General features: G+C 66.8%; 16 protein-coding genes. 7 read left to right on the top strand and 9 right to left on the bottom strand.

Annotated elements, in window-relative coordinates; genetic code table 11:
• Positions 1 to 26: 26 nt before the first annotated feature.
• Together NS4_RS10545 and NS4_RS32630 are read left to right on the top strand one after the other, a co-directional pair.
• Positions 27 to 3,320 carry an arabinosyltransferase domain-containing protein gene (locus NS4_RS10545; protein ID WP_439955773.1) on the top strand — a complete coding sequence of 1,098 codons (3,294 nt, stop codon included), beginning with the start codon at positions 27 to 29 and terminating at the stop codon, positions 3,318 to 3,320.
• A 122-nt stretch (positions 3,321 to 3,442) separates the two neighbouring features.
• Entirely contained in the window at positions 3,443 to 3,604 is a 162-nt protein-coding gene (locus NS4_RS32630; protein WP_169333235.1) for a hypothetical protein, read from the top strand.
• A gap of 166 nt (positions 3,605 to 3,770) precedes the next feature.
• On the opposite strand, the gene dprE2 is transcribed toward NS4_RS32630, so the two are convergent.
• Together dprE2 and dprE1 are read right to left on the bottom strand one after the other, a co-directional pair.
• A complete protein-coding gene (dprE2, locus tag NS4_RS10535; RefSeq protein WP_063059344.1) occupies positions 3,771 to 4,550 on the bottom strand; it encodes a decaprenylphospho-beta-D-erythro-pentofuranosid-2-ulose 2-reductase in 780 nt (259 codons plus the stop codon).
• On the bottom strand, positions 4,547 to 6,028 hold the full coding sequence (gene dprE1, locus NS4_RS10530; RefSeq protein ID WP_174552085.1) for a decaprenylphosphoryl-beta-D-ribose oxidase: 1,482 nt from the start codon (positions 6,026 to 6,028) through the stop codon (positions 4,547 to 4,549). The genes dprE2 and dprE1 overlap by 4 nt, the downstream gene beginning before the upstream one ends.
• A 552-nt stretch (positions 6,029 to 6,580) precedes the next feature.
• Here dprE1 and NS4_RS10525 point away from each other — a divergent pair.
• Positions 6,581 to 7,009, top strand: coding sequence for a GtrA family protein (locus NS4_RS10525; RefSeq protein ID WP_063059374.1), 429 nt, complete (start codon positions 6,581 to 6,583; stop codon positions 7,007 to 7,009).
• Between the two features lie 92 nt (positions 7,010 to 7,101).
• On the opposite strand, the gene NS4_RS10520 is transcribed toward NS4_RS10525, so the two are convergent.
• Positions 7,102 to 7,599 (bottom strand): hypothetical protein, encoded by a 498-nt coding sequence (locus NS4_RS10520; protein ID WP_174552084.1) that lies wholly within the window; start codon positions 7,597 to 7,599, stop codon positions 7,102 to 7,104.
• A gap of 366 nt (positions 7,600 to 7,965) precedes the next feature.
• Here NS4_RS10520 and NS4_RS10515 point away from each other — a divergent pair, with 366 nt between their 5' ends.
• On the top strand, positions 7,966 to 8,442 hold the full coding sequence (locus tag NS4_RS10515; RefSeq protein ID WP_245665262.1) for a DUF4282 domain-containing protein: 477 nt from the start codon (positions 7,966 to 7,968) through the stop codon (positions 8,440 to 8,442).
• 128 nt (positions 8,443 to 8,570) lie between these two features.
• Here the strand turns inward: NS4_RS10515 and NS4_RS10510 are convergent, their stop codons facing one another.
• On the bottom strand, positions 8,571 to 9,125 hold the full coding sequence (locus tag NS4_RS10510) for a dTDP-4-dehydrorhamnose 3,5-epimerase family protein (RefSeq protein ID WP_063059342.1): 555 nt from the start codon (positions 9,123 to 9,125) through the stop codon (positions 8,571 to 8,573).
• An 8-nt stretch (positions 9,126 to 9,133) separates the two neighbouring features.
• Positions 9,134 to 10,006 (bottom strand): glucose-1-phosphate thymidylyltransferase RfbA, encoded by an 873-nt coding sequence (rfbA, locus tag NS4_RS10505; protein ID WP_063059341.1) that lies wholly within the window; start codon positions 10,004 to 10,006, stop codon positions 9,134 to 9,136.
• A 551-nt stretch (positions 10,007 to 10,557) separates the two neighbouring features.
• Here rfbA and NS4_RS10500 point away from each other — a divergent pair.
• Positions 10,558 to 11,598, top strand: coding sequence for an ATP-grasp domain-containing protein (locus tag NS4_RS10500; RefSeq protein ID WP_245665270.1), 1,041 nt, complete (start codon positions 10,558 to 10,560; stop codon positions 11,596 to 11,598).
• Positions 11,599 to 11,667: 69 nt separating this feature from the next.
• Positions 11,668 to 13,620, top strand: a complete 1,953-nt coding sequence (locus tag NS4_RS10495; RefSeq protein ID WP_063059339.1) for a hypothetical protein — start codon at positions 11,668 to 11,670, stop codon at positions 13,618 to 13,620.
• 4 nt (positions 13,621 to 13,624) lie between these two features.
• On the opposite strand, the gene NS4_RS10490 is transcribed toward NS4_RS10495, so the two are convergent.
• The gene (locus tag NS4_RS10490) at positions 13,625 to 14,446 is read right to left on the bottom strand and encodes a TIGR03619 family F420-dependent LLM class oxidoreductase (RefSeq protein ID WP_063059338.1); all 822 of its coding nucleotides are present in this window, start codon (positions 14,444 to 14,446) and stop codon (positions 13,625 to 13,627) included.
• Between the two features lie 71 nt (positions 14,447 to 14,517).
• A complete protein-coding gene (locus NS4_RS10485; protein ID WP_063059372.1) occupies positions 14,518 to 15,237 on the bottom strand; it encodes a DUF8020 domain-containing protein in 720 nt (239 codons plus the stop codon).
• A gap of 304 nt (positions 15,238 to 15,541) precedes the next feature.
• On the opposite strand from NS4_RS10485, the gene rfbB reads away from it, so the two are divergent.
• On the top strand, positions 15,542 to 16,552 hold the full coding sequence (gene rfbB, locus NS4_RS10480) for a dTDP-glucose 4,6-dehydratase (RefSeq protein WP_063059337.1): 1,011 nt from the start codon (positions 15,542 to 15,544) through the stop codon (positions 16,550 to 16,552).
• Positions 16,553 to 16,609: 57 nt separating this feature from the next.
• On the opposite strand, the gene NS4_RS10475 is transcribed toward rfbB, so the two are convergent.
• Positions 16,610 to 18,130, bottom strand: coding sequence for a DUF2142 domain-containing protein (locus NS4_RS10475; protein ID WP_063059336.1), 1,521 nt, complete (start codon positions 18,128 to 18,130; stop codon positions 16,610 to 16,612).
• On the bottom strand, positions 18,127 to 19,125 hold the full coding sequence (locus NS4_RS10470; RefSeq protein ID WP_063059335.1) for a glycosyltransferase: 999 nt from the start codon (positions 19,123 to 19,125) through the stop codon (positions 18,127 to 18,129). Before NS4_RS10470 ends, NS4_RS10475 begins: the two co-directional genes overlap by 4 nt.
• Positions 19,126 to 19,272: the final 147 nt, after the last annotated feature.

Here is a 19,272-nt window from a genome sequence, read left to right as displayed (position 1 = left end):
TGCGTCCGGCCGCGCGCGGTCTGCGGGTGAGCTCCGCTGCGCAGCGCCTATTAGAGTCGAGCCCCGTGCGACCGGACCGATCTCCTCGAGCGTTGAACCGTATCCGCCTGCTGGCTCTGGTATCCGGGCTACTCGGGTTCGTGCTGGCTGTCGCGGCGCCGCTGCTGCCGGTGCGCCAGGACCGTACCGCCCTGGACTGGCCGCAGGCCGGCGCGGCCAGTGTCGAGGCGCCGCTGGTGAGTTATCAGCCGTTGCGGCTGGACCTCACCGTGCCGTGCCCGGTGCTGAACACCGCCGAGGGCATTGTGGTGGAGACGGTTCCCGACGGTTCGGGCCAGTCGTCGGCGCGCGGGCTACGGGTCACGGTGACCGGCGACACATTGTCGGTTGTGCTGCGCGATGTGCCGCTGCTGTCCGCCGAGCGCGCCGAACTGGGCGGCTGTCAGGCCCTGACCGTCACTTCGTCGGCCGCTGTGACCACCGCGGAACTGACCGGTGCCGCCCGGGCCGACGGAACACCGTTCCGCGCGGAGGTGAACCGGGACATCCGCCCGCAAATGGTCGGAGTGTTCACCGACCTGCCCCAGGAGCGACTCGACGGTATCCGGTTGCACGCCGATATCGACTCCCGCTTCACCTCGTCCCCGACTCCGCTCAAGCTGGCCGCGATCGCCGGCGCGGTGGTGTGCACGGTGCTCGCCCTGATCGCGCTGCATCTGCTCGACACCACCGATGGCCGCCGGGCCCGTCGTTTCCTGCCCGCGCACTGGTGGCGCTTCCGGCTCGCCGACGGCGCGGTGCTCGGCGTACTCGTCGGCTGGCACATCATCGGGGCCAATACCTCCGACGACGGATACATCCTGAACATGGCCCGCGTCTCGGACAAAGCCGGCTATCTGGCGAACTACTACCGCTGGTTCGGGGTGCCGGAAGCACCGTTCGGCTGGTCCTACGAGGTGCTGGCCTGGATGACCCGGATCTCGGAGTCGAGCCCGTGGATGCGGCTGCCCACGCTGCTGGCCGGGGTCGTGTGCTGGCTGGTGATCAGCCGGGAGGTGCTGCCCCGGCTGGGCGCGCGGGTACGGGGCAACCGGATCGCCCTGTGGACCGCGGGCCTGGTGTTCCTGGCGTTTTGGCTGCCCTACGACAACGGTCTGCGCCCGGAACCGCTGATCGCGGCCGGTGCGCTGCTCACCTGGTGTTCGATCGAACGCGCCATCGCCACCGCGCGGCTGCTGCCCGCCGCGGTCGCGGTACTCATCGCGGCCTTCTCGCTGGCCGCCGGACCCACCGGGCTCATCTGCATCGCCGCGCTGATCGCCGGTTCCCGCCCGGTACTCCAGATCATCATCGCGCGCGCCCGCGGCGGCGCTTCCCGGGCGCAGGCGCTGTGGCGGTACGCGAGCCTCGTCCTACCGGGCCTGGCCGCCGGAACCCTGGTGCTGGTGGTGATCTTCGCCGATCAGACGCTGTCCACGGTGCTGGAGGCCACCCGCGTCCGGACCGCCGTCGGACCGAATGTGGCCTGGTTCGACGAGCGCACCCGCTGGGATTCGCTGCTCATGCTGTCGCCGGACGGTTCGCTGGCGCGGCGGTTCGGGGTCCTGCTCATGCTGCTCTGCCTGCTGGTGTGCGTACTGCAGGTGCTGCGCAAGGGCCGGATCCCCGGAACCTCGCGCGGCCCGTCGGTGCGCATTCTGGGCATCGTGTTCGCCTCGCTGCTGCTGATGATGTTCACACCCACCAAATGGACCCATCATTTCGGCGTCTACGCGGGTCTGGCGGGTTCGCTGGCCGCGCTGGCCGCTGTCGCGGTGGGCACCAACGGTATCCGGGCACCACGCAATCGCGCCCTGTTCGCCGCCGCCGTGCTGTTCCTGCTGGCGATCACCTTCACCGGCTCCAACGGCTGGTGGTACGTGTCCAGTTACGGAGTGCCGTGGTGGGACAAGGCGCCACTGATCGCCGGCAAGGGCCTGTCCACCCTGTTCCTCGGACTCGCCGTGCTCGCGCTGCTGGTGGCGTTGTGGCTGCACTATCGCGCGCCCTACCGGAGCGGGCCGCCGTCGCGGTCGGCCCAATACGCCTCGGCGCCGCTCACGGTGGCCGCGGCGTTGCTGGTGCTCTTCGAGATCGCCTCGCTGACCAAGGCCGCCGTCGGGCAGTACCCGGCCTATTCTGTCGCCAAATCGAATGTCCGCGCGCTGGCCGGTGATCCGTGCGGACTGGCCGACGATGTGCTGGTGGAGACGAACACCGCCGATTCGCTGCTGCTGCCCTACGCGGGCGACCCGGCCAACGGCCTGATCTCCACCGACCCCGAGGCGCGGACCGTCGGATTCACCCCGGACGGAGTAGCGCAGGACCTCACCGCCGACGCCGAGGAGACCACCTCCGGCGGTGCGAATTCCGTCGAATCCGATACCGAGAACAAGACCACCGACACCACCGGTGCCGGGACCGGCGGCGGTACGTCCGTGCAGGCCGGTATCAACGGTTCCACGGTGGCGCTGCCCTTCGGCCTGGACCCCGCGCGCACCCCGGTGCTCGGTAGCTACCGGACCGGCGACCAGCAGCAGGCGAAGCTGACCACCGGCTGGTACCGCCTGGATCTCACCGATGAGATGCGGGCCGATCCGGCCTACCGGGTGCTCGCCCTGACCGCCGCGGGCCGGATCAAATCGGTGGACGCCGATGGCGTGCTCACCTACGGCCAGGACCTCACGGTGGAGTACGGCACGCGCGATGCCGACGGCACCATGACGGTGCTCGGGTCGGTGACACCGCTGGATATCGGCCCCAATCCGTCCTGGCGCAATCTGCGCGTACCCCTGGACCAGTTGCCCCGGGAGGCGAACGCGGTCCGGCTGGTGGCCGTCGACAACGACATCACCGCGCGACAGTGGCTGGCCGTCACGCCGCCGCGGCTGCCGCGCCTGGCCACACTGGACACGGTTGTGGGACATACCGACCTGGTCCTGCTGGATTGGCATGTCGGGCTGGCGTTCGGCTGCCAGCGGCCGTTCGACCACAGCCGCGGCGTCGCGGAGGTGCCGCGCTGGCGGATCCTGCCCGATCGCGTCGGTTCCGATGCCTCCAACGCGTGGCAGGACCATATCGGCGGTGGCCCGCTCGGCTGGACCGAGCTACTGCTGGAAGCCGATTCGGTGGCGAGCTATCTGTCTGAGGACTGGGGTCGGGACTGGGGTTCGCTCGAGCGTTTCACCCCGTACCGTCCCGACGCGGTACCGGCCGAAACGACTGTCACCGAGGAGAACCGGGGCGGCGCGAGCACCGACGATCCGATCAAAGTGAGTTGAACGAGGTTGCGCTACATCGAGACTCGTCTATCAAGTGGTATGGCTCACAGATCGGTTTATTTCCATGTGAGGGAATTGCCGAACGGATGACGAACGCCAACACGGCCCGTAGGCTGGTTCGCATGACTTCGGCCTTCGACGATATGGAACTGCGCGATCTCGTCGGCTTGCTCACCGATGAGGAGCAAAAGGAACTACGACCGTCGGTGCTGCGCGTCCTCGGGCGCCTGCCGTCCCAGGAGGTGCTGCGCCGCGAGCTGGGCCAGCGAATGACCCGCGTTTGACAGCGGTAGCGGCCACCGGACACGGGTGGCCCGCCGGAAGTACCGAATACGGCGAGGGCCGTCGCACACCGGATCGGATCGGTGCGCGACGGCCCTCGAATATTCGTGCCGGGTGCGCCGGCTCACCGGTCCTGCCCGCTCATACGGGCAGGCCGGCTCGGATGGACTAGACGGGAAGCCTGCGGAAGATCGCCCGCGGGATATGGCGCAGGATCATCATCACGTACCGGAACGCGCCCGGTGCCCAGATGAGCTCCTTACCCTTCTCCGAGGCCTCCACCGCCAGCGCGGCGACCTCTTCCTTGTCGACCGTGAACGGTGCCTCTTTGGCGCCGGTGGCCTTCCAATGCTCGATCGTGGTGGTGGTGCGTACCTGACCCGGCCGGATCACCAGAACCCGCGGACCGTGCGGGCGCAGCGCCTCGCCGAGGCCCAGATAGAAACCGTCCAGCCCGGCCTTGGTGGAGCCGTAGACGAAGTTGGAGCGGCGCACCCGCTCACCGGCCGCCGAGGACATGGCGATGATCCGGCCGAAGCCCTGGGCCTTCATCTTCTCGCCGGTCAACACGCCGACCGAGACCGCGGCGGTGTAGTTGATCTGCGCGATCTGTACCGCTTTGCGCTGGTCCTGCCACAGTTCCTCGGCATGGCCGAGTAGCCCGAACGCGACGATCGCGACATCGACGTCCCCGTCGGCGAAGGCCTGGTCGACGACCTTCGGATGGCTGTCGGTGTCCAGCGCGTCGAAATCGATCACATCGACCTGGCTCGCACCCGCGGCCTTGGTCTGTGCCACCGCGGTATCGCGCAGCGGATCCCCCGGCAGGGTGGCCAGGATCACCCGGGCCGGTCCCTTCTTCAGGTACTCCGCGACGATCGCGAGGCCGATTTCCGAGGTCCCGCCGAACAGCAGAATGGACTGCGGATTGCCTACCGCGTTGATCACTGAAGCTCCAGCCTTCTCGCCATATCGGACATGAAAACGCCTGTGGGGTCGACGCTGCGGCGGACCTTGATCCACTCGTCGATCCGGGGATACATCTGATGGAAGTTCTCGGCGGTCGTGCGCGAGTCCTTACCGGTGTAGAGCCGTCCACCGAATTCCAGTACCCGCCGGTCCAGTTCGGTGACGAACTCGTTGAGACCGGGCGCGATCGGGAAGTCCAGGCAGACGTTCCAGCCCGGCATGGGGAAGCTCAGCGGCGCCTGGTTGCCCTCGCCGAAGTACTTGAACACATTGAGGAACGAATAGTGGCCGCTCGCCTGGATATCGATGAGGATCTGCTTGAACTCCTCGACCGCCTCCGGCGGCACCACGAACTGGTACTGCAGGAAGCCCCGCGACCCGTAGGCCCGGTTCCATTCGCCGAGCATATCGAGGGGGTGGTAGAAAGCGGTCAGATCCTGTGGCTTCTGCCGGTAGGTGGCGCCCTTGCGATACCAGATCTCGGTGGCGAGGGTGAACGTCTTGTTGTTGAGCAGACCGTTGGGGAACACATCGGGGAACGTGAGGAACGTCTTACCGGTGAAGCCCAGCGGATTCTTGCGCAGTTTCTTCGGCAGCTGGTCCAGCTTGGCCAGCGAACCCCGCGAGATCACCGCCCGGCCCAGCTTGGGCATCGGGCTGAGCGCGTCGAACCAGGCCGAGCTGTAGGTGTAGTTGTCCTCGGAGCCGTCGCTGTGGAACGCGATGGTCTCGTCGAGGCCGGAGGTCACATCGCCGTCGGCGATGAAGTACGCGGTCTCGGTCGGCGTCATCTCGATGGTGGCACGCAGGATGATGCCGGTGAGGCCGCAGCCGCCGATGGTGGCCCAGAACAGCTTGGCGTTCTTCTTGGGGCCGATGGTCTGTACTTCGCCGTCGGCGGTGAGCAGCTGGATGGACCGCACGTGGTTGCCGAAGCTGCCCGCGCTGTGATGGTTCTTGCCGTGGATATCGGAGCCGATGGCGCCGCCGACGGTGACCTGCCGGGTACCCGGCAGGACCGGAACCCACAGGCCGAACGGGAGCGCGGCCTTCATCAACTGGTCGAGCGTGACACCCCCGTCGACATCCACCAGCCGGGTGTCCTGATCGATGCGGTGGATCTTGTTCAGGGCGGTCATATCGATGACCAGCCCGCCGGCGTTCTGCGCGTTGTCGCCGTAGGAGCGGCCGAGCCCGCGGGCGATCACACCGCGCCGCAGATGCTCTGGTTTGCCGTCGTTGTCCTCGGCGACCATGGCGACCGCGCGGGCGATGAGTTCGGGGTCGCTCGTCGAGAGCACTTCGGCGGTGGTGGCCGCCGTACGGGCCCACCCGGTGAGCGTCCGGGTTCGCGTCGGTAGCGTGAACCCCGTACCGGCGCTAACTGGATCGCCGGCCGGCGGGGTCACGGTACCGGACGCCTGAGTCGAGGTCGGAGCTTTCGTGGACATCGGCATAGAGGCTACAGGCTGTATCGGATTGCGGCGCCTTCGGCGCCGCGGGGTCGGGGCCCTGTGACCCCGGTTCTTCACTCCTCCGTTCAGTCGCTGCGCTCCTTCACTCCGTCGCTCCAGAACCGGGGGCGGGCCCCGACCATGGAGGTGACCATTCGAAGTAGAGGAGAGGTGTCCGGGCACGTGCGCCTCGGTCGACCTGGGTAGGTTGACGCACTGTAAGTGCTCAATGGTCGCCGTCCCGTGGGCGGTCGACCGCACTCGCACACGCTCCGGAACCGGGGCGGGCCCCGACCTCGGATGCCGACTGTCCGGAGTGGATAGAGCGGCGCGGGGACCTAGGACATGGTCAACCCGGGTAGGTTCACGACTCTGTTGGTGCTCAATGGTCGCCGCTCTACGAACGGTCGACTGCACCCGCGGGGCCGCGGGTGCCTCCGGACAAGTACATTTCCGTCGGTGGGCCCTGAAAGCAACGCAGTGAGCCGGAGCCCCCGGGTGACGCCCGGCGGCACCGGGGATGTTTCCGTTTCGGCCGAGGAGCCGGTCGTCGCCGTGAGCGAACCGGACGATGCCGGATCCGGGAGCGCGCAGATCGGTCTGGTGACCCAGTTGGTGCGGTTCGCCGTCACCGGGGCGCTGTCGGCCGTGGTCGACTTCGGGCTCTATGTGCTGTTGCTCGAGGTGGTGGGTCTGCCGGTGAACCCGGCCAAGGCGATCGGTTTCATCGCCGGCACCACGACCGCCTATCTGATCAACCGCCGGTGGACCTTCAACGCGGCCCCGAGCCGGGCCCGTTTCATTGCGGTCGTGATCCTGTACGCACTGACCTTCTGCGTGCAGGTGGGTATCAACTGGGTCTTCTACCACGCCTTCGACGAGGGGCTGTGGTGGCGCGTGCCGCTGGCCTATGTGATCGCGCAGGGTACGGCCACGGTGATCAACTTCGTCGTCCAGCGCCTGGTCATCTTCCGTATCCGCTAGGTGCTCCACGCACAGCGATGAGCCCCGGTGGTCGGAGACCTCCGGGGCTCACTGCTGTCGGGTTTCTAGTGTGGTCGGGGCCGCGCGGTGCCTCAGGCGCAGGCGACGCTGGCCAGCCGCTGCGGCCGGCGGGCGCGTACGGAGCGGACGGCGGCGCCGATCGCGACGACCGGCGGGATCCAGCGGGCCTCTTCCGGGTCCACGCCCCAGCTGGCCGAACCGGCCGAGAGGTGGGTGGGCGGCAGCGGGATGCCGTCACCGTCGGTGTGCACGACCGCGCCCGCGGCCCGCAGCGCCGCGACGGCGCGGTCGGCCTTACGCATCCCGGTGACCAGATGGATCTCCCGGCGCTCGGCGCCCGGAATCTCGATCACCGGACCGGTCAGGTTGTTCGCGCGCAGATACCGGCGGACCGACGCGGCCAACTCCCCGGTGACCTCGACGGCGGAAAGGTCTGCGTCGGTGATCAGGCACAGGCCGTTGGTCGTTTCGGCGACCGTCCAGCCACGCTGGGCGTAATCCCGCGCGGCAGCGGACTTGGCGGCCGCCGAGACGGAAGTCGGAAACGTCGTACGCACTGTCATCTCCATTCCCCGGTATAGATAAGCTCCGGCTTTCATGGGTCGTATCGGTGCCGGGTGCCCGGGGCGTTACGCCGTTCCAGCGATTTTTTTCGACTGTCGGCTTCCTCTCATTTGTGGCGGCAGTCGATATTCACTGGTACAGGACGATCATCGGGGTCGTGGTTGGCTTCGCGCACGCAATCCGGGAAGTATTCCGTTATGGCCAGCGAGGCAGCGGACGAATCCCCGAGAACCGGTCCGGCGGCGGCCGGAGCACCTGAGGCGACGGTTTCTCCCACAGCCGGCGCGGGAGTGAGACCGCCGGAGGAGGACGATACTGCGGATTCGCCTGGTCGGCGAATCCGGCGAAAGCTCAGTTGGCGAGCCGAGGCCGTGCAACGCTTCGCCGACGGGGCCGCCGCCGGGGAGGCGCAATCCCGTCCCGGGTCGCAGGATCGGGCCCGGACAGTCCGGAATCTCGGCGCCGACACGGTCCGCGGACTGCTGGATGTGCAGTTCCGCCGGCCCGCCACCAGGACTCTGCTACCGCTGGTCTACCTGCTCGGGCTGGTTTTCGCGGTGGCCGTGCCGGTGGCGCTCACCGTGCTGGCCTGGCGGATCTCGGCATTGCTCGGGGTCGTGGCAGCCCTGCTGGCGCTACCTCTGGCGCTGATGATCGCCGCCGCGGTCCGGCTCTTCCTGGAATTCCTGGTGAACGCTTCCCGGTTGGCGACCCGGGTGGAGCACATCAGCGACCTCGCCGATGATCTTTTTCAGGTGCTCTCCGAGGTGGCCGAACCCGTGAACCAGCTCTCCGAAGATGTGCGGGCGGTGCAATTCTGGCGTTTCCGCCGCGGGTCGCGCAAATAACACCGCCACCCCCGTGATACCGCCGGAGTTCGGCAGTACGGAAGATCACTATTATTCGACGGCGGCATGATCCGGCCGCACGCACGCGGATCCGACCGGAGTCGCTGTGCCGCCCGGCGGCCGGTATTTCAGCGGCCCCGCAGCCGGGGCGCCGCGGCATCCTTCGGGGAGCGCACATAGGTGAGCCGCTGCCCGTCACGGCCGGTCTCGGGCCACTCGATGGCCAGATCCGGATCGAAGGCGTCCAGATCGTGGTCGTGCTCGGGGCTGTACTCGAGTGAGCACAGATAGGTGAGGACCGAGTCGTCCTGTAGTGACAGCACCGCGTGCCCGAGCCCCTCGGACAGGAACACCGACCGGCGATCGAGATCGTCGAGCACCACGCTGTCCCAGCGGCCGAAGGTGGGGGAGCCGGGCCGCAGATCGACCACGACGTCGAGGAACGCGCCGCGCCCGCAGGTCACATATTTGGCCTGACCCGGCGGATCGTCGGTGTAGTGGATGCCGCGCAGTACGCCGGCGGCCGAAACCGAGGTGTTGACCTGCAGCAGCTCGAACGACCGGCCGGTGGCCTTCTCGAACTCCGAGGCCCGGAAGGTCTCGGCGAAGGCACCCCGGTCGTCGCCGTGGATTCTCGGGGTGAAAATCCAGGCGCCGGGGACCGACATCTCACTGATCCGCATCTACCCACTCACCAACTTCGTCCGTGCTCGAGCAGATCGAGCAGGTACTTACCGTAACCGGAACGGGTGAGTGGATCGGCGAGCAGGCACAGTTGCTCGTCGTCGATATAGCCCATCCGCCAGGCGACCTCCTCGGGTACCCCGATCTTCAGGCCCTGCCGCTCCTCGATGGTGCGGACGTAGTTGGCCGCGTCCAACAGTGAGTCGAAGGTCCCGGTGTCCAGCCAGGCAGTACCGCGGGCCAGCACGTCGACACTGAGCTTGCCCGCCTCCAGATAAGCCCGGTTGATATCGCTGATCTCGTATTCGCCGCGGCCGGACGGGCGCAGTCCGCGCGCGATCTCCACCACGTCGTTGTCGTAGAAATACAGTCCCGGGACGGCATAGTTGGACCGCGGCCGCTCGGGTTTCTCCTCGATGGAAATCGCTTTGCCGTCGGCGAATTCGACCACACCGTAGGCGGTCGGATCGGATACGCGGTAGGCGAAGATGGCGCCGCCGTCGATTTCGGCGAACCGGCTCAGGCTGGTGCCGAGACGGGGTCCGTGGAAGATGTTGTCGCCCAATACCAGCGCGGCCGGCTCGCTGCCGATATGGTCGGCGCCCAGTACGAAGGCCCGGGCGAGGCCGTCGGGCACCGGCTGCACCACGTAATCGATCGTGATCCCGAATTGGGAGCCGTCGCCCAGTAGGCGCCTGAAGGATTCGGCGTCCTCGGGTGTGGTGATCACCAGTATGTCCCGGATCCCGGCCAGCATGAGAGTGGACAGCGGGTAGTAGACCATCGGCTTGTCGTAGACCGGGACCAGCTGTTTGCTCACCCCGCGCGTGATCGGATGCAAACGCGACCCGGTGCCGCCCGCCAGAATGATTCCGCGCATGTTCGGTCAGTGTGCCAGCCCGGGTGAGTGCGGCTGCGTGCGGCGGTACTTCGCCGCGCCGCCGAGTCGCGTGGGCCCCGACGGTCCGGCGGGCGAGCGCGCGGCTGCCGCGTGGTGAGCGGGCCCGGCGAGCCCCCGGCACCGTTTGGTAACGGGTTGTGGTGGGTACTCATCCGAAATGAGGGCGATACAGGGGTCCGATCCAGATCCGTCTCGATATTTTTGTTAAGGATTCGGTCGAGTATCCGCCCGAATTCCGTGCCGGTGCGGTCTTCCGTGTGCGGCCGTGATATTGCGCCCTCGAGATCTGATAGGTGCGAAATAGGATTGAGAGGGGATAGGCTTTGTCGGTTCCGGTTGTGAACACGAGAAATCGAAACCCGGACAAGGGGTATGTAGCGCTTTTGGGTTGGAGTCTCAATGCGGTCGAGGCGATAGACCGTTTCGACAGGCGTTATGTGGTGGTCGCCCCGGAATGGGCGGAGGAATATTGCGCGGTACACGATATACCCTATATTCCGTGGAATTTCGAAAGGCTCAACGAGCGATCGGTGGAGATCGCCGAGACGCTGCGCGATATGGGCGTGGACGTCGCCATCCCGATATTCGAGGAGACCGTCGAGTGGGCCGGGGCGATCAATTCGGTTCTGATGGACAACCCGCGGCTGTTCGGTCAGGCCATGTTGTTGCGGGATAAAGCTCTGATGAAAAGACGCGCGCAGCTCGGCGGTATCAGAGTGGGGATATTCGAGGAAGCGCACGAGCGAGATGACGTGATCCGTTTTCTGAAACGGGTCAACCAGACATTGATGAAACTCGACGGCGACCCGAACGACCCCATTCACATCAAGGCGTTCGACAAGGCCGGTTGCCTCGGTCACCGGGTCATCCGGACGCCCGACGAGATCGAGACCATCCCCGACGACGAATTCCCGGTTCTCATGGAGTCCCACCTCGACGGCTGGGAATTCGCGGTCGAGGCATGGATCCACGACGGCAAGATCCGGTTCCTGAATATTTCGGAATATGTGACCCTCGGCTACTCTGTCTTCGTCCCGGCGACCCCGGAACTCGAGAAATATCGGCCGGAGATAACCCGTCAGGTGGAACGGCTCATCAAAACGTTCGATATCGAGTTCGGTTTCGTCCATCCCGAGTACTTCGTGACCAGTGACGGCGAGATGTATTTCGGCGAGGTCGCCTACCGGCCGCCGGGGTTCAAAGTGTTCGAGTTGCTGGAGCGGGCGTACGGATTCAATGCCTATCACGGTCTGGTACTCGCATTCGACCCCAAGACGACAGAAGAGGAGATAACGGAATTCTTCCCGGAGGAGGTGGTCGACGCCAAAGGCCATGCGGGTACCTTCGGGGTCTACCCGCGCCGCCGGGTGGTCAGCCGGTTGTCGGTCCCGGAGGAGACCGAAGAGCACGAATATTTCGAATCACATGAGCTCACCGCTCCGCTGACCGAAAAAGTGATGAAACGTACGGCGTTCGGAAACCATTGGGGTCTTCTGTACTTCTTCGGAGAGGACCCGTACACTCTCCGGGACCTGTTGAAAAGGCAGGAAGATCTCGATTTCTATATTTGATCCGTTGTCGGCAACGGGTTCGTCGGGGAGGTTCGGCGATTGAGTCCACTCAGCAGCGGTGGCGAGTCCATGGACAGGCATCTGGCCAGATTGGACGATGCCGTTCAGGCACTCGCGGAGGCCGGTGATTTCGGCAAGCAGGTGAAGTTGTCGCGAGTATTCGGCGCGCTGCGCCGAGTACTGCTGCTGCCCGGAGGCTGCGCGGCGGTGCGATCGCGTGCGGTGCGGCTGGATACCGCCGGCCTGTTCCTCGGTACCGACTGGGCGCGCCCGCAGATTCTCGTCCCGTCGCTGAGCAGCGGCTCGCTGCGCAGCTCCAATCCGGACACCGTCGTCCTGGAGACGGTGAGCAATCTGCGGTTGCTGGAGGTCGCCAAGGGTGCGTACGCGCATCCGCTGATCTCCGCCGAGCAGGCCCACCACCATGTGTCGCAGGTGCTCGCCATCAACCTGTCGTTGCTGTTCACCCCTCCGTCCGAGGCCGAGCGCACGCAGCAGGGGCGGATGGCCCAGGTATCGCGGGAGTTGCTGCGCCATCTGGTGGAGGAGGTGGGCTACGAGAAGGTCCTCGAGAACCTGGTCGACGAGATCTGGCGGATCCTGCGGCAGCGCCCGGTCCAGGTCGACTCGGTGAAACGGATGATCACCCAGATCGCGGTGGCGCGCAGCAATCCCGATATCGATCTGGGTGCCGGTGGGCTGGGCGCGGACCGGCTGATCAGCAGCCTGTACGGCACCACCGACTCCTGCCGTGAGGATCCCGGGGTCGAGGTGTACCGCGCCCGGCTGGAGACCATGGACGACAACGCGCTGCAGTACGAGACAGCGGGTTTCGCGCGCTCGATGCACGATACGGGCCTGGTCTCGCCGTACCACGCCGTCCTGGTGCGCTTCCTGCTGGGCAAGGGCGAATATCTGCTGGGTGAGGCGCTCGGACTGTCCAGTACCGGTCGTGAATGCCTGCTCTGCTACCACGAACTGGTGCGGCGGCTGATCGACGAGGCCGTGCACGTCGAGACGGCGCAGTGTATCTACGGGCTGGCGCTGATGCTGGAACGCGGCATTCTGTACCAGCCCCCGGTCGCCCCCGCCCTGTGGCGGCAGCTGGCCCTGCAACTGTCGGCGCATTCCCGGCAGCGCCTGACGCAGGCTTTCGGACCGGACCCGGCCCCGCCGGCCCGATTGCTGTCGGGCATGTTGTCGGTACTGGGGTTACCGCTCGGGATCGGCCAGGGCGACAATCCGACCTGCCAGTCCGCGCGAGCGCTGTCCATGTGGGCCTACAACGACCCGGACTATCTGCTGCAGACGCTGGTCTGGGCCGCGCGCGACGACGAGGTCGTCATGCATTTCGAGGGGGAGAAGATCTCCTCGCGCGATAGCGCCGGTGGGGTCGCCACCGAGCTACCGGTGGACCTGGACCCGGTATCGCTACTGGTCGTGCCCCACCTGGATCGGATCTACGCGGAGATGGGACGGCGCTGTGCGGACCGGGAGGGCGATCCGCATCGCTGGATCAATCCGGAATTCCACGGGTGGTGGTCCGGACGCGGGTTCCGGATCAATGTCGACGTGGCGACCGGCAACCTGACCGATCTCGACGAGTTCCTGCGGCATTTCTATGCGAGCTACCACCCGTTCCACAACGGCAACCAGCCGCTGATCCACCCCCAGCCGGCCGGGGTCGCGGTGACCGACAGCGCCGCTCGATTCGTGGGTTGGCATGCGATCACAGTGTTGCGGGTGGCGCTGGACCCGCAGGAACGGATGCGGGTCTATTTCTACAACCCGAACAATGACAGCGGGCAGGACTGGGGAGACGGCGTGGTGGTCGGCACCGCCGGGCACGGCGAACGGTTCGGGGAGGCATCGCTGCCGTTCGAACAGTTCGCCTCGCGCCTCTACATCTTCCATTTCGATCCGCTGGAGCCCGGCGAGCTGGCCTCGGTGGACCGGGAGGAGCTGGACCGGGTGGTGGGTTATGTCCACCGCAGCTGGGGCGCCGACCGGTTGTCCGCGTGATCGTTCAGGCCCGGTACCGCTCGACCAGTTTCGCGAGTTCGTCCAGATCGCGCAGCGAATCGGCTTCCGGCTGCGTTTCCAATTTCAGCGTCACCCGCTCCACGCCGGCTTCGGCATAGGCGTCCAATACCGCCGGGTCCGCCGGGGCCGGGGTGACCGTGACCGGCAGCCCGCTGCCGGTGAACTCCGCGAGTTGCGCCGGTACCGCGGCGGCGTCGGGGACACCATTGGGGATCCAGCCCACACGGTGCCGGAGCGCGCGCCGGGCGGCGGCCTCGCCACCCCCGATGAAGATGGGCGGATGAGGCCGGCGGTGCGGTTTGGGCCAGGCGAAGATCGGGTCGAAATCGATGAAGCGGCCATGGTATTCGGCGAGGTCCTGGGTCCAGATCGCGACGATCGCCTCGAGTTGTTCGTCCAGCAGGGCGCCGCGGGTGCGCGGATCGGTGCCGTGGTCGGCCATCTCCTCGCGGTTCCAGCCGACACCCACACCGAAGACCGCTCGGCCGCCGGAGATCTGGTCGAGGGTGGCGACCTCCTTCGCGGTGTGGATGACATCGCGCTGGACCAGCAGCGTCACCCCGGTCCCGAGCAGGAGCCGGTCGGTGACCGCGGCGATCGCACCGAGCACGACGAACGGGTCCAGGGTGCGGAAATAGACCCGCGGGAGTTCGCCGCCGCCGGGGTAGGGGGACTGGCGGCTCGCCGGGATATGGGAATGCTCGGCGAGGAACAGCGATTCGAAACCGCGTTCCTCGAGTGCCGGCCCGAGCACGGTACCGCTGATTCCCTCGTCGGTCAGGAAGGTGTTGACGCCGATCTCCATGACAGGACCGAACGCCGTACCCCTGCGCGAATATTTCGCGGAGGGGCACGACGCCGGAGATCCGCGGTGGCCTACTGGGCCGGGCCCGATCCATTGGGCGGGAACGGTTCGTTGATGGTGGTGACGTACTGGATCACCGCGCCGATGATCACCGGGGCGGTGACGAACAGCTGGCCGGCCAGCGTGCCCAGGGCTCCGACCGCGACGATGCCGCCGAGGCAGCCGACCACCGCGGCCGGCACGAACGGGCCGAAGAGCCCGACGATGGTCGCCGCGGCCACGGTCGCTCCCGCGATACCACCGAGCACACAACCGAGACCGGCGCCGCCCAGACCACCGACCACGGTGCCGACCGCCGCCCCGGTGGCGATGGTGTCCTTGAGCCGAGTGAAGGCGGCGACCTCACGGTCGTAGGGCGTTTTCCACGGCGCTGTTTCCTGGTGTGGCAGCGCGACCGGTCGATACACCGCCCGGTCCGGGTCGAGTTGCGGGGTGAGCGTCGCGGTGTGGCCGGAGATCTCCGCCGCGATCGGCAACTCGAAATCGTCGAGCCGGAATTTCAGCGGCGTGCCGGCCACCACCGTGCCGTCCGCGGCCTTGATCTTGAAGGTTCCGTCCTCGACCACCATGGATCCCGAATCGGTGGTGACGACGGAACGTCCGTCCACAACCTCGGCGGTGAAGCCGACCGGCGCCGGCGGGGCGGTGGGCGCGGCGTGGGCACTGCCGGATGCGATACCGAGCGCGGCGATGAGCAGCGTCGACATCGTGGTCAAACTCCTGACGAGCATGTATGTATTCACCTCATATGGGAGTGCGGGCACAGATACGTGTCAATCGAACGGAATCGGCTGCCCGGTGGGCCCGGCCGGATCCAGACAAAAAGGCTATATGTCCGGGAGCGGTCTCCGGTCGATGGGGGTGACGAAAGCGGCTCGCGCTCTTCGAATTTCATAAAATCTCGTGTTCCTGATCGATTCCCGGCGTCTCCCGGGGCCGCTCTTCGGCGCGGTGAACGGGCCGGGAGCCCGACCTCGGGCACCGCGGTGAGACCGAGCGCTGCCCGGCCCGGTGACCAGGACGTAGAGTGAACGGGTGCGTCTACTCGTGACCGGTGGAGCCGGGTTCATCGGAGCCAACTTCGTCCAGCACACGGTCGCCGAACGGCCGGATACGACGGTGACCGTGCTGGACGCGCTCACCTACGCGGGCAACCGGGCCTCGCTCGACCCGGTGGCCGATCGGATCGACTTCGTACACGGCGATATCGCCGATCTGGACCTGGTCGACGAGCTGGTGAGCGGGGTGGACGCGGTGGTCCATTTCGCCGCCGAATCACACAACGACAACTCGCTGGCCGAACCCTGGCCGTTTGTGCAGACCAATATCGTCGGCACCTATTCGCTGCTGCAGGCGGTGCGCCGCCACGATGTGCGCTACCACCACGTCTCCACCGACGAGGTGTACGGGGACCTGGGCCCCGACGACCCCCCGTTCTCGGACCGGACCGCCTACAACCCGTCGAGCCCGTACTCGGCGACCAAGGCCGCCAGCGATATGCTGGTGCGCGCCTGGGTGCGCTCCTTCGGTCTGCGCGCCACGCTGTCGAACTGCTCCAACAACTACGGGCCGTACCAGCATGTGGAGAAGTTCATTCCGCGCCAGATCACCAATCTGATCGACGGTGTGCGCCCCCGGCTCTACGGTGGCGGGCATCAGATCCGCGACTGGATCCATGTGGAAGACCACAATCGCGCGGTCTGGGATGTCCTCGACCGGGGCCGCATCGGCCGCACCTACCTGATCGGGGCCGACGGTGAACTGGACAACCGGACGGTGGTGGAGCTGCTCCTCGCCGAATTCGGCCGGGACCCCGGAGATTTCGACCATGTCACCGACCGCGCCGGCCACGATCAGCGTTATGCGATAGACGCGCGCCCGCTTCGTGAAGAACTCGGCTGGCAACCACGCTATGCGGACTTCCGGGCGGGTCTGTCGGCCACCGTCGCCTGGTACCGCGCGAACGAATCCTGGTGGCGGCCGGTCAAAGCGGCTACCGAGCGTGCCTATGCCGAGGCGGGGGAGCGGACCATCCCCGTATCGTGACAACGCCCGGCCCGCGGTAGCGCGGACCGGGCGTATCCGGTGGGCGCCCGGCGCCGGTCAGGCCCAGACGTAGATGTGGTACTTCGCCACCGAGGCGATCAGCGCGATGAGCGCCGCGACGACGATGGTCACCGCGGCGTAGCGGCCGGGTTCGCGGTCGCCGGGTCCGCGGAGGCGGAAGGGCATCCAGCGCAGCAGTACCGCGAACGACACGATCGCCAGCGGAACGAAGTAGCGGCCCTGGACACCGTCGATGATGTAGTAGCCGACCGGGGTGAAGGACATGTAGAGGGTCACATAGATCATCGCGACACTGGCCGCCATGGTCAGCGCGACCACCAGCGTGCGCCGGAAATCCGGGCGGTCGAAGCGTTCCGCCATGCCCACGCTCACCGCGAAAGCCAGCAGGCAGGCCACGATCGCGGTGGCCGGCACGTTGATATAGGCAAAACCGAGTTCCCCGAAGAATTCGGGGAACCACTCCTGGTCACGCCGCAGAATGCTCTCCCAGAAGGTCCGCAGGAAGCCGAACGGATCGGTGAGGATGCCGATCAACTGCTCGCCGGTGTCCACGGTGTACCACTGATGTGGGGGCCGCATCAGGCCGGTGCCCTCGCCGGTGGGCGCGGCGATCTTCATCCATACCGCGAATCCGATCGCGCCGATCGCGGCGCATACCCAGGTGAGCCACCGGCGCCAACCGGTCAGGCCCATCCGCTGGGCCGGAATCAGCACCACCAGCATGGCCAGCAGTACATAGGTGGGTTTGCACAGTGGCAGCAGGATCGCGGTGCCCAGCACCGCGGTGGTTTCCATCCGGCCCAGCCGATCCCCGAGAAACAGGCCCTTCACCAGGAGCGCCGACACCAGGACGGCCAGCGCGTTGGTGAGGGTGTCGGCGGTGACCGTTCCGGCCTGGAACACCGCGATGGGCAGTACGGCCACCGTGAAGGCCAGCCACTGGATGCGGTGCGCGCGCAGCGTCCACAGCGCGAAGCCGACCACGAGCAGGTAGGCGGCCAGCCCGGACAAGCGGGTGAGGCGCACCATGGTGCCGGCATCGGCGTCGATCAGTTCGGCGAATCCGATACCGATCGCACTGGGCACGTAGGGAACCGCGGAGTAGGCGGCGGTATTGGTGAACCAGACGATCTTGCGTTCATCGGTGACCGGGGCATCGCCGAGCCGCTGGTAGGCGGCGGGATCGGCCACATCGGGATAGGGTTCGCCCGGGTTGTGGGTGTAGTCGTCCAGCGCGTAACCCATCAGCGCTTCGATCGCCGCCGGTACCTCACCGCCGTAGGCGACGCCGCGGTCGTCGTCGATGGGGGTGGGGTTCAGGCCGCCGTGGGTCACCTGATAGGCGCGCCCGAACTGGGTGATTTCGTCGTGACCCCAGAACGGCGGGCTCATCACCGCGAACACGAGACCGAAGATCCCGGCCAGCAGAGTGAACGCGACGGTCGCCGGGCCCACCCGGCGCAGCAGGGCCTCGCCGGTGCGGCGGGGACCGGACAGGACAGAACGACCCGCGGCCTGCTCGCTCCCGGCAGGGCGGGTCTCGGTCTCGGCGGTCACCGGATGTCCCCGGCCACCCGATCACTGCGGCCGGCACCGGCCGGCGCCGGGACGCTGCCCGCGCCGGGGGCCTCGTAGCGGAGATAGATCAGCCGCGCCGCCTCGTGCCGGGAACGGCGGATACCGTCCAGGATCAGACCGGCGGTCCAGGCCAGGAAGCCGACCAGCAGCAGAGTGCAGGCCAGGAACAGGGTCGGGAAGCGGGGGACGGTGTGGGTGTCGTAGTACTCGACGATGATCGGGACGGTGAGCACCACCGAGACGAGCCAGCTGACGGTTCCGAGCAGGCCGTAGAAGGCGACCGGGCGCTCGTGCCGGGCCAGTCCGACGATGAGGGCCAGGATCTTGAAACCGTCGTGGTAGGTGCGCAGTTTGCTCTCGCTGCCGGCCGGCCGGTCCCGGAAACCCACCGGCACCGCGGTCTGCGGGACCCGCAGGTGCAGTGAGTGCACGGTGAGTTCGGTTTCGATCTCGAATTCGCGCGAGACCGCGGGGAAGCTTTTCACGAAGCGCCGGGAGAAGACCCGGAAGCCGCTGAGCATATCCTCGACGTTCTCGCCGAAAACCTTGCCCACCACACCATTGAGGACTTTGTTCCCGGTTTCGTGGCCCGCCCGGTAGGCCGATCCACTCTCGTCCTGTTTCCGTACGCCGAGGACATGGTCGTACGGGCCCGACAGCAGGGTTTCGATCATCGCCGGCGCCGCGGACGCCTCGTAGGTGTCGTCGCCGTCGATCATGAGATAGATATCGGCCTCGATATCGGCGAAAGCGCGGCGCACCACATTGCCTTTGCCCTTGGCCCGCTCCGCGCGCACGATCGCGCCGGCGGCCCGGGCCTTCTCTGCGGTGGCATCGGTGCTGAGATTGTCGTACACGTAGACGACAATTCCGGGCACCGCGGCCTTGAGGTCTGTGACGACCTTGGCGACCGACGCCTCTTCGTTGTGACACGGGACAACGGCGGCAATGCGCAGTTCGTCGGTGGATTCCACCTGGTCAAATCCTCGAAATCGACGGATATGGGAACACGGGGAGAGTACCGGGTCTGTGACATTGGGCATGATCGAGGGCCCTGCGTGGTCACGCTGCGCTACCGCCTCCGGGCCTGACCCGCTCATGCTGTTTTCACCGGGCATGAG

The sequence above is a fragment of the Nocardia sienata NBRC 100364 genome (genome assembly GCF_001613205.1).
Classification (GTDB): Bacteria; Actinomycetota; Actinomycetes; order Mycobacteriales; family Mycobacteriaceae; genus Nocardia; species Nocardia sienata.
Note: the sequence above shows the minus strand (reverse complement) of the source record. Positions and strands in the feature narration are given on the sequence as shown.

What these genes read in the sequence shown, in the direction of transcription:
- NS4_RS32630 (WP_169333235.1), top strand. Translation starts at nt 3,443, where the DNA reads ATGACTTCGGCCTTCGACGATATGGAACTGCGCGATCTCGTCGGCTTG.
- NS4_RS10485 (WP_063059372.1), bottom strand. Translation starts at nt 15,237, where the DNA reads ATGCTCGTCAGGAGTTTGACCACGATGTCGACGCTGCTCATCGCCGCG.
- dprE1 (WP_174552085.1), bottom strand. Translation starts at nt 6,028, where the DNA reads ATGCCGATGTCCACGAAAGCTCCGACCTCGACTCAGGCGTCCGGTACC.
- NS4_RS10495 (WP_063059339.1), top strand. Translation starts at nt 11,668, where the DNA reads ATGGACAGGCATCTGGCCAGATTGGACGATGCCGTTCAGGCACTCGCG.
- rfbA (WP_063059341.1), bottom strand. Translation starts at nt 10,006, where the DNA reads ATGCGCGGAATCATTCTGGCGGGCGGCACCGGGTCGCGTTTGCATCCG.
- NS4_RS10520 (WP_174552084.1), bottom strand. Translation starts at nt 7,599, where the DNA reads ATGGAGATGACAGTGCGTACGACGTTTCCGACTTCCGTCTCGGCGGCC.
- NS4_RS10490 (WP_063059338.1), bottom strand. Translation starts at nt 14,446, where the DNA reads ATGGAGATCGGCGTCAACACCTTCCTGACCGACGAGGGAATCAGCGGT.
- NS4_RS10510 (WP_063059342.1), bottom strand. Translation starts at nt 9,125, where the DNA reads ATGCGGATCAGTGAGATGTCGGTCCCCGGCGCCTGGATTTTCACCCCG.